Source organism: Acidovorax sp. BoFeN1 (genome assembly GCF_003345135.1).
Lineage (GTDB): Bacteria > Pseudomonadota > Gammaproteobacteria > Burkholderiales > Burkholderiaceae_C > Acidovorax > Acidovorax defluvii.
Genome location: NZ_QOZT01000003.1, coordinates 18,270 through 31,486, shown reverse-complemented (window position 1 = coordinate 31,486; position 13,217 = coordinate 18,270). Strand labels below are relative to the sequence as shown.

Annotated in this window: 15 protein-coding genes; 12 read left to right on the top strand and 3 right to left on the bottom strand. The window is 63.9% G+C overall.

Going from position 1 to position 13,217, the window contains the following annotated elements; genetic code table 11:
- Positions 1–1,050, bottom strand: coding sequence for an efflux RND transporter periplasmic adaptor subunit (locus DTW89_RS01130; protein WP_236636987.1), 1,050 nt, complete (start codon positions 1,048–1,050; stop codon positions 1–3).
- 146 nt (positions 1,051–1,196) lie between these two features.
- On the opposite strand from DTW89_RS01130, the gene DTW89_RS01125 reads away from it, so the two are divergent.
- On the top strand, positions 1,197–1,544 hold the full coding sequence (locus DTW89_RS01125; RefSeq protein WP_114654570.1) for an ArsR/SmtB family transcription factor: 348 nt from the start codon (positions 1,197–1,199) through the stop codon (positions 1,542–1,544).
- Between the two features lie 125 nt (positions 1,545–1,669).
- On the top strand, positions 1,670–2,815 hold the full coding sequence (locus DTW89_RS01120; RefSeq protein WP_114654569.1) for an NAD(P)/FAD-dependent oxidoreductase: 1,146 nt from the start codon (positions 1,670–1,672) through the stop codon (positions 2,813–2,815).
- A 71-nt stretch (positions 2,816–2,886) separates the two neighbouring features.
- Here DTW89_RS01120 and DTW89_RS01115 read toward each other — a convergent pair whose 3' ends face one another.
- Positions 2,887–3,600 carry a Crp/Fnr family transcriptional regulator gene (locus tag DTW89_RS01115; protein WP_114654568.1) on the bottom strand — a complete coding sequence of 238 codons (714 nt, stop codon included), beginning with the start codon at positions 3,598–3,600 and terminating at the stop codon, positions 2,887–2,889.
- Positions 3,601–3,662: 62 nt separating this feature from the next.
- Here DTW89_RS01115 and DTW89_RS01110 point away from each other — a divergent pair, with 62 nt between their 5' ends.
- The 5 genes from DTW89_RS01110 to DTW89_RS01090 all read left to right on the top strand — a co-directional run bounded on the left by DTW89_RS01110 (position 3,663) and on the right by DTW89_RS01090 (position 9,968).
- The gene (locus DTW89_RS01110) at positions 3,663–5,801 is read left to right on the top strand and encodes a TonB-dependent receptor family protein (RefSeq protein WP_201740916.1); all 2,139 of its coding nucleotides are present in this window, start codon (positions 3,663–3,665) and stop codon (positions 5,799–5,801) included.
- Between the two features lie 234 nt (positions 5,802–6,035).
- Complete coding sequence (locus DTW89_RS01105; protein WP_236636986.1) at positions 6,036–7,088, top strand: ABC transporter substrate-binding protein; 1,053 nt, start codon at positions 6,036–6,038, stop codon at positions 7,086–7,088.
- A complete protein-coding gene (locus DTW89_RS01100; protein ID WP_114654566.1) occupies positions 7,088–7,882 on the top strand; it encodes an ABC transporter permease in 795 nt (264 codons plus the stop codon). Before DTW89_RS01105 ends, DTW89_RS01100 begins: the two co-directional genes overlap by 1 nt.
- Positions 7,879–8,739 (top strand): ABC transporter ATP-binding protein, encoded by an 861-nt coding sequence (locus DTW89_RS01095; protein WP_111868247.1) that lies wholly within the window; start codon positions 7,879–7,881, stop codon positions 8,737–8,739. Before DTW89_RS01100 ends, DTW89_RS01095 begins: the two co-directional genes overlap by 4 nt.
- Entirely contained in the window at positions 8,730–9,968 is a 1,239-nt protein-coding gene (locus DTW89_RS01090; RefSeq protein WP_330861771.1) for an NnrS family protein, read from the top strand. Before DTW89_RS01095 ends, DTW89_RS01090 begins: the two co-directional genes overlap by 10 nt.
- Positions 9,969–10,236: 268 nt before the next feature.
- Here DTW89_RS01090 and DTW89_RS20020 read toward each other — a convergent pair whose 3' ends face one another.
- Positions 10,237–10,581, bottom strand: coding sequence for a YdaS family helix-turn-helix protein (locus DTW89_RS20020; protein ID WP_161555616.1), 345 nt, complete (start codon positions 10,579–10,581; stop codon positions 10,237–10,239).
- A gap of 419 nt (positions 10,582–11,000) precedes the next feature.
- On the opposite strand from DTW89_RS20020, the gene DTW89_RS01080 reads away from it, so the two are divergent.
- The 5 genes from DTW89_RS01080 to DTW89_RS01060 all read left to right on the top strand — a co-directional run bounded on the left by DTW89_RS01080 (position 11,001) and on the right by DTW89_RS01060 (position 13,216).
- Positions 11,001–11,198, top strand: coding sequence for a hypothetical protein (locus tag DTW89_RS01080; protein WP_147277612.1), 198 nt, complete (start codon positions 11,001–11,003; stop codon positions 11,196–11,198).
- On the top strand, positions 11,195–12,385 hold the full coding sequence (locus tag DTW89_RS01075) for a replication initiation factor domain-containing protein (protein ID WP_114654562.1): 1,191 nt from the start codon (positions 11,195–11,197) through the stop codon (positions 12,383–12,385). The genes DTW89_RS01080 and DTW89_RS01075 overlap by 4 nt, the downstream gene beginning before the upstream one ends.
- A 20-nt stretch (positions 12,386–12,405) precedes the next feature.
- On the top strand, positions 12,406–12,726 hold the full coding sequence (locus tag DTW89_RS01070) for a hypothetical protein (protein WP_114654561.1): 321 nt from the start codon (positions 12,406–12,408) through the stop codon (positions 12,724–12,726).
- Positions 12,727–12,948, top strand: coding sequence for a hypothetical protein (locus DTW89_RS01065; RefSeq protein WP_114654560.1), 222 nt, complete (start codon positions 12,727–12,729; stop codon positions 12,946–12,948).
- A gap of 73 nt (positions 12,949–13,021) precedes the next feature.
- Positions 13,022–13,216 (top strand): major capsid protein, encoded by a 195-nt coding sequence (locus tag DTW89_RS01060; RefSeq protein ID WP_114654559.1) that lies wholly within the window; start codon positions 13,022–13,024, stop codon positions 13,214–13,216.
- The last annotated feature ends 1 nt before the right edge of the window (position 13,217 follow it).

The following is a 13,217-nucleotide window of genomic DNA, read 5'->3' as shown; positions in this document are numbered from 1 at the left end:
TCAGCGCACCTTGGCGGCTGCCTGCGGATCGGTGGCTACCTTGTCACCCGGACGCAGGCCACTCAGCACCTCGACCTGTTCGCCGCTGCGACGGCCCAGCCGCACCTGGCGCAACAGGGGCCGGCCTTGCGCATCCAGCACATAGACCCCCGTCATTTCAGCACGGCGCACCACCGCACTGGCAGGAATCTGCACCCGCAGCTCGCCCGCTGCGAGGGCGGCTGCAGGCAACCACAGCCGGGCAAACATGCCAGGTGTTGCGCCCTGGAGGTCGGGGGCCAGTGCGACACGCAACTGCACTGTGTGCGTGGCGGCATCCACCGTGGGTAGCAACTGGATCTGGCCGGGCTGCACGGCAATATTCGACGTTGTCAGCCCGGGTATTTCAGCTTGCAGGTTCTGGCTGCCGACCAGTGCAGTGGCCGCCATCTGCGGGACCATGGCGGTCACGCGCAAGGCCGAGGGGTCATACAGCCGCACCAGTGGGCGCCCCGGCATCGCCATGTCGCCCAGCGCCACCGGAACCTCGCTGATGACACCAGCGTAGGGCGCTTTCAGCACATAAAAGCCCGACTGCGTGGTGGCGGCCCCTGCCTGCGCCTGCAACGCCTGCACCTGGGCCTGGCTGGCCTGCAACTGCGCTTGGGCGCGGTCAAGCGCCGCCTGGCTGATGTATTGTTTTTGAAAAAGCTGCTTTTGGCGCTCGAACTCTTTGCTGGCCACCTGCATGCTGGCGCGGGCTGCATCCACCTGCGCCACGCTGGCGGCGGCACTTTGCGAAGCCACCCGGGCATCAATACGCACCAGCTCCTGCCCGGCCTTGACCGTATCGCCCACTTTCGCGTGGAGTGCAACGATGGCGCCCTGCACCTGGGCTGACAGCGTGGTGTCACGCACGGCCTCCACTACACCATCCACGCTGGCTTGCCGGGTTGCGCCATTGGCCAGCACTTCGTGGGTTTTGAGCGGTGTGGCTTCAACAGCCCACGCAGTTTGCACAACCAACAGGCAGGTCAGCAATGCGGCAGTGGCGAGTCGAGGCATCAGCATCCGGTTCTCCATACCCATCAGTGGGTTCAGTAGCAGTTTGTTCATTATTTAACTAAATAGCTAATTAGTCAATTATTGTATGATAGCGACTGGCCTGATCTTGGGTAGCGCTGGTATCTCCAGCCCTTCAGGCCCAGGAGTGACGAATGAAAAACATGCCTCCAGAAGCGCTGGAAGAGGTTGCCGGGTACTTTCAGGTGCTGGCTGAGCCCACGCGCCTGCGCATCCTCAACATCCTGCGAGACGGAGAGCGCAACGTGGGTGATCTGGCGCAAATGTGTGGCTACACGGCAGCCAACGTGTCGCGCCACCTTTCGTTGATGACCAAGAACGGCCTCGTCAAGCGGGAAGGGCGGGGCACCAGCGTGTATTACCGCTTTGCAGACGAATCCGTGTATGCGTTGTGCGACCTGGTGTGCGACAACATTGCCCGCCAGATCGCGCGCTCGGAAGCCAGCAGGGCCAGTTTTTCAGTGTCCTCTGATTTGGAGTAGCGGCTGCCCGGGGTCGCACTGCCCGATTGCTGCAAGCTTTTTGCAAAACCGGGTCGGGCCGCTGCTGTGGCAAGGCCGGTAAAGTACCGGGGCGGAAGCGACGCACGAACCACTCTGAACGCCCCATGAGCACCACCCCCACCCCCATTCAGACCGATTTCATCATCATCGGTGCCGGAATTGCCGGCGCTTCGGTGGGCTATTGGCTCGCCCCGCATGGCAAGGTGGTCATCCTTGAGCGCGAATCCCAGCCGGGCTACCACTCCACGGGAAGGTCGGCTGCCCTTTACATGGCCAGCTACGGATCGGAGCAAGTGCGCGGCCTCACGCGCGCCAGCCTGGATTTTTTCCGTAACCCGCCCAGCGGGTTCACTGATTACCCGCTACTCAAGCCACGGGGCGCCATGATGGTCGCCACCGCCGGGCAGTTGGATGCGCTCAACGCGCACTGGAAAATGCTCAGCGCGCTCGACCCCCATGCACAGTTCATCACCGGCGAGGAAGCGTGCGCGAGGGTTCCGGTTTTGCGTGCCGACCAGGTGGCGGCGGCGGTTTACGAGCCCCATGCCTACGACATGGACGTGGACGCTATCCACTCCAGTTTTATGAAAGGCATTCGCCGCGCGGGCGGCAAGGTGCAATGCAATGCGCAAGTGACCGCGATGCAGCGACAGGACAACGCATGGGTGGTGACGGCCGGTGAACAAAGCTGGACTGCGCCCGTCGTGATCAACGCAGCCGGCGCCTGGGCCGATGTCATTGGGCAACTGGCGGGGGCCCAGCGAATCGGGTTGGTGCCTTGTCGTCGTTCGGCATTTGTGTTTCCCGCGCCGCCAGGCTGCAGCACAGAGCACTGGCCCATGGTCATTGGCGCCAGCGAAGACTGGTACCTCAAGCCGGACGCCGGGATGCTGCTGGGGTCGCCAGCCAACGCGGATCCTGTTCAGCCGCAAGATATCCAGCCAGAAGAGCTCGACATTGCCATGGGCATTGCTCGCATTGGTGAAATGACCAATCTGGAAATCCGGCGCCCCACCCGTACCTGGGCGGGGTTGCGCTCGTTCGTTGCAGACGGTGGATTGGTGGGTGGACCGGACGCGCAGGCCCCCGGGTTCTTTTGGGTGGCGGGGCAGGGTGGCTACGGCATCCAGACCTGCGCGGCCATGGGCGAGGCATGCGCGGCGCTGGTGCGGGGGCTTCCAGTGCCACAGCACATTCAGCGGCAGGGCGTGACAGAAACGGCTCTGAGTCCGCAGCGGCTATTGGCATAGCAGAAGCTCAAGGCCCCCAAGCGTGGCCTTGGACCTCGCCTCACCGAACTCGTTTCGGGCAAGCGGCCTTGCTAAAAACTGCGGACACACCCGCCGGCCAGGTTTTGCAGCGACGCGGTCTCGATCAGCGCCCAGATGCGCTTTTCGCCACGGATCCAGCAGCGCATGCGCCACTCGGAAAGCAGACGGCTCAGCGTTTCGGCGCGGATGCCGAGGTAGGCGGCCAGTTGGCGCTGGCTAAAAGGCAGTTCCACACGATTGCCCTTGTCGGCGGGCAATTGCAACAGATAAGCGGCCAGCCGCTGGGGCGCGCTGCTGGTCGTCAGCCATTCAACTTCATTGACATAGCGGTATAGGCGCCGGCTGAAATCTTCCAGCAGTCGGAGCGCCAGGGCTGGGTGCGCCTGGCAAGTGTCGCGCAGTGCGTGGCGCGCCATGCGCCACACGGTGGTGGCGCCTGCGGCGCGCGCCATCATGGGGTAGCGCCCGTGGCCCATGAACATTGCCACCTCGGCAACGCTCTGGCCGCTGGGGTAGCTGTGGAATATGCGCTCCTGTCCATTGCTGCTGAACCGAACCAGCTCCACGCTGCCTTGCACGACCAGAAGCCAGTGGTGGGCGGTGGCACCTTCATGAAACACGATGTCACCGCTGCGGTAGTGGCGCAGTTCTGCCTGTTCGACCAGCTTTTGCAAAACAGAGGGTGGCAGCCCCTGCAGCAAGGGGTGAGCGTTCAGCCAGGCACCAGGGCCGCTGGCGGCGTCGCAGTTGTTGATAAATGTCATTGGTGTGAATTTTCAATTCGCGGATCATATTGCAAATGCGAATGACTACCAATAACGTTTACATGTCCACGCCTCCTATGACTCCCCTTTCGTGTTTCTCCTTGCGCACCACTGCGGGCGTACTGCTGGTGGCGGCGCTGGTTACTCAGGCGCAGGCGCAGGAGGCGGTCAGCCTGCCATCCGTGACAGTGCAGTCCAGCCCTTCTGGCGCCGACATGCCCGCGCGCAACGGCGTGGAAAAAGAGCGCAAGCGCCTGCAACAGGTGCCGGGCGGCACCAACCTGGCCGAGCCGCAGAAGGAGGCGCGCATGGCCACCCTGCGCGATGCGCTCGATTACCAGCCCGGCATCGTGCTGCAGGACTTTTTTGGTGGAACCGACCAGCCGCGCCTGGGTATCCGTGGCTCGGGCATTCAGAGCAACCCGGTGAACCGGGGCGTGCTGCTCTTGCAAGACGGCTTGCCGCTCAACGAGGCCGACGGCTCTTTCATCATTGGCCTGATCGAGCCGCGCAACGCGGCTTACGTCAGCGCCCGGCGTGGCGCCAATGCCATCACCCCCGGTGCCACCACGCTGGGCGGAGAGGTGGATTTCGTTTCGCTCTCCGGTGCCGATGAGCGTGGCCGCGTGCGTGCCGAGACCGGCAGTTTTGGCCGCCAGGGCCTGCAGGGCGCTTTGGGCGTGGTGGGCGAGCAGCTCGATGGCCGTGTTTCCGTCAGCAGCGACCGGTATGACGGCTATCGGCATCACTCCGCGTCGCAGCGCGACACTTTTCAGGCCAACGTGGGCTTTCAGGGCGAGGGCGGCTTTCAGAACCGCACCTACCTGAACTGGACCGACCTGGCCTTCCAGATCCCGAGCGTGGTGCCCAAAGACCGCATCAGCTCTGACCCACGCGGCGTCATGGGCGACGGCAAGACGCCGCAAGACCAGTTGCTCAACGTTTACAAGCGCGACCCGCGCCGCGCTGCCACGCAGCTGCGTCTGGCCAACCGCTCCACCTGGGGCAGCGAGGCGCTGCGCCATGAAGTGGGTGTGTATTGGCAGGACACCGACGATCTGTTCAACAACCAGACCAACCACACCGTGACGCACAGCCGCACCACCGGCGCGCAGTGGCAAGCCAGCGGCCGGCCCGACGGCACTGCTGGCGCCGTGGGCTGGCGCACCGCGCTGTCGTGGGCGCAGAGCCAGATGGAGCGCGACCTGTACGCCACCAACCCGGCCAACGGCCAGCAGATGCAGCGCTTTGGCTCCTACGACCTGGACGCCAGCAACCTGCAGGCCCTTGCGTCGGCCGACTGGCGCGTAGCCCCGGGCTGGACGGTGCTGGGCAGCCTGCAGTGGAGCCAGGTCACCCGCGATGCCGCCAGTCGTACCAGCGCGGCCCAGCTCGACCAGGACTGGAACTTCGCCACGCCCAAGATCGGCGTGAACTGGGAGCTTTCGCCTGCCACGCGCCTGTGGGCCAACCTCAGCCGCAGCCACGAGGCGCCCACCTACTGGGAAATCCTTGGCGCCACCGTGGCGCCCAATAACCCGGCCGCTGCCAGCGCCGAGCTGGTGCGCCTGAACATGCAGCGCGCCACCACGCTCGAACTGGGCGGCCAGGGCCGCCTGGGCGAGGGCGCGCAGGCCCTGCAATGGACCGCGGCCGTGTACCGCAGCGTGGTGGCCGACGAACTAATCTCCACCACCGACGCCAACGGCATCAAGGTCGGCACCTACAACTACCGGGGAGGAACGCTGCACCAGGGTGTGGAGTTGGGCCTCTCGGGCAGCCAGCGCATGGGCGTGGGGGCGCTGGACTATCGTGGAAGCTGGACCTACAGCGACTTCCACTTTCGCGCGGGTGAGTACGCGGGCAAGCAGATCGCCGGCGTGCCGCGCCACCTGATCAATGCCGAATTCATGGTTCGCCTGGGTGCCTGGCGATTTGGCCCCAACCTGCGCTGGGTGCCGGTGAGTACGCCCACCGACCACGCCAACACGGCGGGTACACAGCAGGAGTCGTATGCGCTGCTGGGCCTGAAAGTCGAATGGAGCGATGGCCCTTGGGCCCTGTACCTGCAGGCCGACAACGTGACCGACCGCCGCTACGCCAGCAGCTACGTGATCCGCAACCAGGCCACGGCGGCCCAGCCGGGTTACCTGCCGGGTCTGGGGCGCAGCGTGACAGCGGGGCTGACCTACAAATTCTGACCCTCCCTGTGCCGCTTCGCTCCTTCCCCTCTGTCTGCTTCGCTTTGTTGCGCGAAGGGGGGACGCTGCCTGCGCGGCGCGGCGGCCCTTGCGCTGCGGCCACTGGCCTGGGCAGCGCTGGTTGCATGGTGCGCGCGTAATGCACGCGCCATGAAGAACTGAGGAAACCCTTTTTTGAGCCCTTGCGGCCCGTGCCGCAGTAGCAATGGCCCGCTGCGGCCGTGGAGTACGACCATGCACGATGATTTCCTGAACCCACAGACCACGCTCTCGCGCCGCCATGCGCTGGCACTGCTGGCCGCACCCCTGGCCGCCGCACCCGCGCTGGGCGTGGCCGCAGCTCTGCCGCAGATCACGCTGGCCGGGCCGCCCGCCATCGTTTCGGCGCCGCTGATCCACATGGCCGAAACGGGAGCCCTCAAGGACGCAGCGCAGCGCACGGTTTTCACCGCCTGGCGCGACCCCGACCAGCTGCGCATGATGGCCATGGGCGGCAAAGCCGATGTGCTGGCCATGCCCAGCAACGTGGCGGCCAACCTGTTCAACCGTGGGGCAGGGGTCACGCTGCTCAACATATCCACCTGGGGCGCGCTGTGGATCGTCACGCGCGACGCTCAGCGCAAGACGCTGGCAGATTTCAAGGGCGAAGAGATTGCTGTGCCCTTTCGGGGTGACATGCCCGACATCGTGCTGCAATTGCTGCTCACCAAACAGGGGCTGGACCCGCTGCGCGACTTCCGCATCCGCTATGTGCCCACGCCCATGGAGGCCATGCAGCTGCTCATCACGCGCCGCGTCTCGCACGCGCTGCTGTCCGAGCCCGCCGTCTCGCTGGCCCTGCGCAAGACGCGCTCTTTCCCCGTGGGGTTGATTGCGCCGGATCTGCACCGGGGGGCCGACCTGCAGCAGGAATGGGGCCGCCTGCTGCGGCGCGCGCCGCGCGTGCCACAAGCGGGTATTGCCGCTGTGGGTGTGGTGCGCTCACAGCCGCAGGTGCTGGATGCCGTGGCGCAGGCCTATGCGCGCTCGCTTGCCTGGTGCCGCGACAACGCCCTGGAATGCGGCCGCATGATGGCGCGCCACATCGACCTGCTCACCCCCGAGGCCGTGGCCGACACCATTGCCGTGAGCCAGATGGACGCCGTGCCTGCCGCTGCCGCACGCGCCGAACTGGAGTTTTTCTTCGGACAGCTCATGACCCGAACCCCCCAGCTATTGGGGGGCAGGCTGCCAAGTGAAGCGTTCTACCATGCCAGCGCGCAGCGACCACTGAGAGGAGGGCAGTGATGCTGCGTTTGCTCTGGCGCGTGCTCTCGGGTCTGCCCGCCTACCTGTGGAGCGGCTGGGGCGCGGCCGCCAGCCTGTTGCTGCTGCTGGCCACCTGGGAGGCCGTGGCCGCGCTGTACGACCCGCTCATCCTGCCCGACCCGCTCACGGCTTTTGCCGCGCTGTGGGCGCAGGTGGAGCAGGGCGCTGCCTGGCCCGCGCTGTGGGCTACGGCACGCCGCGCGCTCATGGGCCTGGCGCTGGCGCTCGGCGTGGGCAGCGTGCTGGGGTTGCTGGCGGGCTTGTCCGTCACCGCCTCGGTGCTGTCGCGCCCGCTGGTCACGGTGCTGCTGGGCACGCCGCCCATCGCCTGGCTGGTGCTGGCCATGCTGTGGTTTGGCATGAGCGACGGCACGCCGGTGTTCACCGTGTTCATCGCCTGCTTTCCCGTGGTGTTTGCCAGCGCGCTGCAGGGCACGCGCACGCTCGATCTGCAGCTGCGCGACATGGCGCGCGCCTACCGCCTGCCGCTGGGCATGGCGCTGCGCGAGGTGTACGGGCCGCATGTGCTGTCGTACCTGTTCCCGGCCTGGGTCACCGCGCTGGGCAGTGCCTGGAAGGTCGCGGTGATGGCCGAACTGCTCGCCAGCACCGACGGCGTGGGCGCCGCGCTGGCGGCCAGCCGCTCGCAACTGGACACCGCCACCACGCTGGGCTGGATCAGCGCCGTGGTGGGCTGCTTGCTGGTCGTCGAATATGGATTTTTGGAACCACTCAAGCGCGAAGTCGAACGCTGGCGGGAGGCGCCGCGATGAGTTTGCTGCTTCAAAATGTGCGCCACAGCTACGCGCTGACCGAGGTGCTCGGCGGCGTGGGCCTGGCGCTTTCGCCCGGCGGCGTGCTGGCGCTGGTCGGCCCCTCGGGCTGTGGCAAGACCACGCTGCTGCACCTGTGCGCGGGCCTGCTCGATGTGCAGGAGGGCCGACTGGAGAACTCCTTTGCGACCCCCGCGCTGATGTTCCAGCAACCACGCCTGCTGCCCTGGCAAACCACCGCCGACAACATCGCCTTGGGCCTGCGCGCGCAAGGCATGGCGCGTGCCGCCGCACGTGAGCGTGCCCACGCCATGGGTGCCATGCTGGGGCTCGATGCCGAGGCCATGGTGGCCTATCCGCACCAGCTCTCGGGCGGCATGCAAAGCCGCGCCGCGCTGGCGCGCGCGCTGGTGCTCGAACCCGATCTGCTGCTGATGGACGAACCCTTCGCCGCGCTCGACATCGGCCTCAAGGCACAGCTGCACCGCCTGCTGCTGCGCCACCAGCGCGAGAAGGGCACGGCGGTGCTGATGATCACGCACGACCTCATGGAGGCCGTGCGCCTGGCCGACACCGTGCTCGTCATGGCCGCCGGGCCGGGCTGCATCGTGCACCAGCACAGCCCGCAAGCCCCGGCCCTGGCGCGCACCGACGCCATGGTCTACCACGACACCGCCGAGTTGCTGCGCGTACCCGCCGTGCGCGCTGCTTTCGGGCTCGATGTGCTGCAGGACGAGGGCGCCTGCGCCACGGCGCCCGGCTCGGCCGTCAACGTGTTGCCGCTACAGGGCCATCGCCTGCAGGCCTTGCAGCCCGCGCCGGCGCAAGGTGAAAAGAAAGGAATGCGATGCGGATGACAAATACGGCGCCTTTAATCCAGGCGCCGAACTGGTGGGCGCTGGAGCACCCGCTGTGGATGTGCGCGATGCGCCCCTTTTTTGTGTTGACCATGGGCTCGGCCGTGCTGTTGGTGGCCTTGTGGAGCGCTGTGTTGGCCCTGGGTCTGCCGCCGCCCCGGGTGGCGGGCGGCGCGCTGGTGTGGCACGCACACGAACTGCTGCTGGGTTTTGGCCTGGCTGCGGTGGCAGGCTTTGTGCTCACTGCTGTGCCCGAATTCACTGCCACGGCAAGCGCCAGCCCTCGCACCGGGCGTCTTCTGGTGCTTCTTTGGCTACTGGGCCGTCTGGGGGTTTGGCTATCGGGTGCTGCGGGGTTGCCGGCTCTGGCCCTGGCCGCCCTGGCGCACCTGGGGTTGATTGGCGGCCTTCTGATACTGCTGTTGCCCGCGTTGCGCACCGTGGCTGGAAGGCGCCAGCATGCCTTCGGCTGGGCATTGGCGGCGCTGTTCCTGCTGGCAGCAGGTTTTTACGTTGATGCGCTGCGCGGCCAGTACCCCATGCGCTGGCTTTTGGCCGTGCTGGGACTGGTGATGGTTCTGATCATCGTGGCCATGAGCCGAATTTCCATGCGCATCGTTAACCGGTCCATCGATGAGGCGGGCGAGGGCGGTGCTCCCTATCTGGCGCGTCCTCCCAAACGCAACCTGGCCATTCTGTGCATCGTGCTTTTCACGCTGGCCGAGTTTTGGCACCCGGGCGGTCGCGTCAGCGGCTGGTTGGCCTGCGCCGCCGCTGCCGCGCTGTGCAACCTGATGGGCGACTGGCATGTAGGCCGCCCGCTGCTGCGGCGCTGGCCTTTCATGCTTTACGCCGTGTACGTCTGCATGGCGCTGGGTTACGCGCTCATCGGCACAGCCTTGCTCGCGGGCGGGCCAGGCGCTAGCGCGGGTCGCCACCTGCTCACCATGGGGGCACTGGGTCTTTCGATCTATGTGGTCATCAGCATTGCAGGGCGTGCGCACTGCGGCCACCCCTCGGACGAGCGCCCCTGGGTGGTGCAAGGTGCCCTGTTGATCGGTGCTGGGGCCATGCTGCGTGCGGGAACTGCCTTTGCCCCCGAAGCCGCCACGGCACTGCTGGGCACGGCCGGTATGTGCTGGGTGGGCGGCTTTGGCCTGATGGCATTGCGCATGCTGCCGGTGCTGTGGGGCCCCCGGCCCGATGGAGGGCGCAGCTGCGAGGGGTGACGTCCACACAGCTTGGGCGCCACACCCGTCTTCTGTATCGTTGCAATGAATTCACTCGGACTGCAACATCGGTGGCGAAATCGTCGCATAGGCCTGACCAAGGATACGCTGGTAGGTCAGCGCCCAAAACTACCCACAGCAACTCCGAGGTTCGTCAGGCTAATTTTGCCGCTCGCTATTTATGTTGGATCGCTTCCGGACACGCTTCGATGGAAGCGAGGTCATATTCAGGTTGTCGCCCAGATCCGCGTGATTGGCGCAATGTAAGTTAACATAATATACATCGTATCAAGTCCGCCACACTAGCGGCGGCCCCACTTGAACCGATGGCCGCGCCAGTCGCTGCCAAATACTTTCCCAGCGTTCTTAAAAGCACCTCGTGTTTTTTCGTGCCTTCGGCGGCTTCGACCGTGGCACGTGCTAGGGTTTCTATAGCGTTAAATCCAGCAATCCCAGCCATTGCGGCTTGGTCGTCGGGCATGCACTTCCGGCCACCGCTTTTCCATTCGCTCACATGGTGTGGCTTTACTCCTAGCTGTTCTGCTAGTGCTCTTTGGGACCCGCATATTTCTGCGGCCTTGTCAATTAGGGTTTTCAATGTCTCTTTAGTCATGCTGTGCGCTTCCATTTTTGGTATCGTTCTTCCCAGTTTTGGTATTTCCCAAAAACGGTTATTACTTTACACCTCATGGAGCTACCCATGCATGCCTGTCAAGCAGTTTTTACCCATTTCGCACCGCGCAACGCGGCTAATGATTGCGCTTCCCCCGTCCTTGATGTAGCGCCCGCCGTGGTAGCTCACCCGGTCGTTCTGGACGGTGGGGAGTGCACCTCGTTTGCTGGCCCTTGGCTCGGTCCTCGTAACATTTTTGGCGTTCGCGATGATGCCTATCAGTGTGGCCTGAAACCTGATTGGGCGTGCGGCGGCATGGATGCACCGCGTGACCCTCCCAGCGGTTCGCACCGCGCAACGTCTCTCGGCTCTGTCGTCTATGCCGATGGCTTCATCTGCCGCTACTGGGATTGATGGCCATGAATTCCACTTTTTCCCGCAACCACGCCGCATGGCTGTCTGTGGCCGACTTTTTGACCCGGCAAAACATTGAATTGGTTCTGGCTGCGCATGCGTCGGCGCACGAAAAGCGCAGCGCGGGCGCCGACGAAGGCGCGGGCCTTTCAACCCTCCCCGATGGTAATCACGGGGAGATCACTGAGGCCGATCAAGCATGACCCGTCCTTCATCCCTTGTCCTTGATGGAAACGAAGTCAAGCTGAGGCTCCAGGCCGAACGCAACGCAACCGGATCGGCGGTGCATGTCGATTGGCTCCGGTTCACCATGAACCTGCGCCACGCGCCTACACCCAGCATTGATGACCTTTTTCCGCAAAAAAGCGCCTTTGCCGATGACCAACGCAACCGCGCCAAGCTCTACAAAATCCTGTGCGAACTGCCTGATTCGGATTTCGCTGCCAGCGCCCAGGCCAAAACCTTAGCGGAACAGGTTTGTGACTCCCTCGGCGTTGGTTTCACCGTCTATCCGGAACTGCGCAAGGGTCACGACTTTTACCGCTTCCGCTGGTCGATCGTGCGTAACGATGCGGAGGTTGGTTGGGTCGGCTTCTTGAGTTCTGGCGACTCTCCGCGTCAAGCGGCCCAGTCAAAAACCATCCATTGCAACCTGTACGGCGCTGCCTGCACTTTCGCCCGTCCTGGCTGGGCAAAAAGCGTCGCAAACCTCATTGATCAATCGTGCGCAACCATCACCCGCTGTGATCTTGCTTTGGACTTCTTCCAAGGCTTCACCGGTGGCATGGAACGCGTCAAAACCGACTATGAAGCCGGGTCGATGAACGTCAATGGCCGCCAGCCTAAATGCAACCTCCTGGGCGACTGGTGCAATCACAAAAGCCGTTCCTTCTACTTCGGCTCGAAAGAGGCCGGCAAGCAAACTAACGTTTATGAAAAGGGTCATCAGCTTTTCGGAGAAAAAGACCCCACGCAATGGCTCCGCGTCGAACTTCGTTACGGTAACAAGCTCCGTGTTTTGCCCTCGGACATTCTTCGTCGCCCTGCTGATTTCTTCGCTGGCGCGTCCGACTGGCATGCCCTCATGCTCCTGGAAGCTGACGCTGTTGCAGAGCCTGAAAAGGTCACTGTGACCACCAAAAGGGCTCTGGAAACCATCCGGGCTGAAGTCGTCCGCAACGTCCGTTGGTTGCGCGAAACCGCTGCGCCATCCGTTGCCGCTGCCTTCCAGTTCCTCGGCTCTGAGTTCCTCGAAATTGTCTCTCACCAGAAAGTTCCAGGACGCCTGCAACGATTCTCTATCGAAGAAATTCGAGACGCTTACAAAGCCGCTTTCTCTCACGTTTCATCCGGCATCAGCACTGGCCCTGCTGCTTACGCCTTTACCTAATCGGCCACGAAAGACCATCCATGAAAATGCAAAACAAGGCCGTTCTCCACGGCATCAAGACCAGCAAAGGCGACTATGAAGGCCGTCCCTTCGATTCGACTACTTTCCATCTGAGTGTGGACATTGCCGCCAGCCAATCCGGCGAAAGCATCGGCGTCGTGACCCGCCCGTTCAAGTTTGGCGATTCGACCGAGTTCCAAAAATGGGCGCACCTCAAAAACGCATGGCCACTCGGCGGCGTGATGTGCGACTGTGAATTTGATGTGGTTGCAGGTGCTGACAACTCTGTGAAGCTGACCCTGCTTGGCATCAAACCTTCGGCCACCGGCAAGGGTGCCTAAATGCGGCTGCTCGTCCAGTCCAAAGCCTCGGGCCGGTTCCTCTGCCCTGCTCTTTCTGATGGTCAACCCTGCTGGGTTGCATCCCTCAAAGAAGCTGGCGGCGGCGTGGTGTTCGACCTTGAAACCGTCGATCAACTCATCGCGGACTGGTGCGAGCTCGACGACCTGCCCCAGGTCATCGACCTGGATCGTCTCGGTACTGAGGCCGACTACCTTCCGTGATTTCAGCCGGGAGGCTCCAGCCTCTCGGGTGCAATCCCGCGCCATTCAACCCGTTCAAATTGGAGTAAACACCATGAACCAGACCCTTCGTTTCGCTTCCGTTCCTGCTCTGCTGCTGGCTGCTGTTGGCTCTGCCAATGCCGCTGTCCCCACTGAAATCACCACTGCTATCAGCTCGATGCAGGATGATGGCGTCACCGTTGCAACTGCATTTGTGGTGGCTGCCATCGCCGTGGCTGCAATCAAGTTCCTGCGTTCGGCAAAGTAAG

What these genes read in the sequence shown, in the direction of transcription:
- DTW89_RS01130 (WP_236636987.1), bottom strand. Translation starts at nt 1,050, where the DNA reads ATGCTGATGCCTCGACTCGCCACTGCCGCATTGCTGACCTGCCTGTTG.
- DTW89_RS01125 (WP_114654570.1), top strand. Translation starts at nt 1,197, where the DNA reads ATGAAAAACATGCCTCCAGAAGCGCTGGAAGAGGTTGCCGGGTACTTT.
- DTW89_RS01120 (WP_114654569.1), top strand. Translation starts at nt 1,670, where the DNA reads ATGAGCACCACCCCCACCCCCATTCAGACCGATTTCATCATCATCGGT.
- DTW89_RS01115 (WP_114654568.1), bottom strand. Translation starts at nt 3,600, where the DNA reads ATGACATTTATCAACAACTGCGACGCCGCCAGCGGCCCTGGTGCCTGG.
- DTW89_RS01110 (WP_201740916.1), top strand. Translation starts at nt 3,663, where the DNA reads ATGTCCACGCCTCCTATGACTCCCCTTTCGTGTTTCTCCTTGCGCACC.
- DTW89_RS01105 (WP_236636986.1), top strand. Translation starts at nt 6,036, where the DNA reads ATGCACGATGATTTCCTGAACCCACAGACCACGCTCTCGCGCCGCCAT.
- DTW89_RS01100 (WP_114654566.1), top strand. Translation starts at nt 7,088, where the DNA reads ATGCTGCGTTTGCTCTGGCGCGTGCTCTCGGGTCTGCCCGCCTACCTG.
- DTW89_RS01095 (WP_111868247.1), top strand. Translation starts at nt 7,879, where the DNA reads ATGAGTTTGCTGCTTCAAAATGTGCGCCACAGCTACGCGCTGACCGAG.
- DTW89_RS01090 (WP_330861771.1), top strand. Translation starts at nt 8,730, where the DNA reads ATGCGGATGACAAATACGGCGCCTTTAATCCAGGCGCCGAACTGGTGG.
- DTW89_RS20020 (WP_161555616.1), bottom strand. Translation starts at nt 10,581, where the DNA reads ATGACTAAAGAGACATTGAAAACCCTAATTGACAAGGCCGCAGAAATA.
- DTW89_RS01080 (WP_147277612.1), top strand. Translation starts at nt 11,001, where the DNA reads ATGAATTCCACTTTTTCCCGCAACCACGCCGCATGGCTGTCTGTGGCC.
- DTW89_RS01075 (WP_114654562.1), top strand. Translation starts at nt 11,195, where the DNA reads ATGACCCGTCCTTCATCCCTTGTCCTTGATGGAAACGAAGTCAAGCTG.
- DTW89_RS01070 (WP_114654561.1), top strand. Translation starts at nt 12,406, where the DNA reads ATGAAAATGCAAAACAAGGCCGTTCTCCACGGCATCAAGACCAGCAAA.
- DTW89_RS01065 (WP_114654560.1), top strand. Translation starts at nt 12,727, where the DNA reads ATGCGGCTGCTCGTCCAGTCCAAAGCCTCGGGCCGGTTCCTCTGCCCT.
- DTW89_RS01060 (WP_114654559.1), top strand. Translation starts at nt 13,022, where the DNA reads ATGAACCAGACCCTTCGTTTCGCTTCCGTTCCTGCTCTGCTGCTGGCT.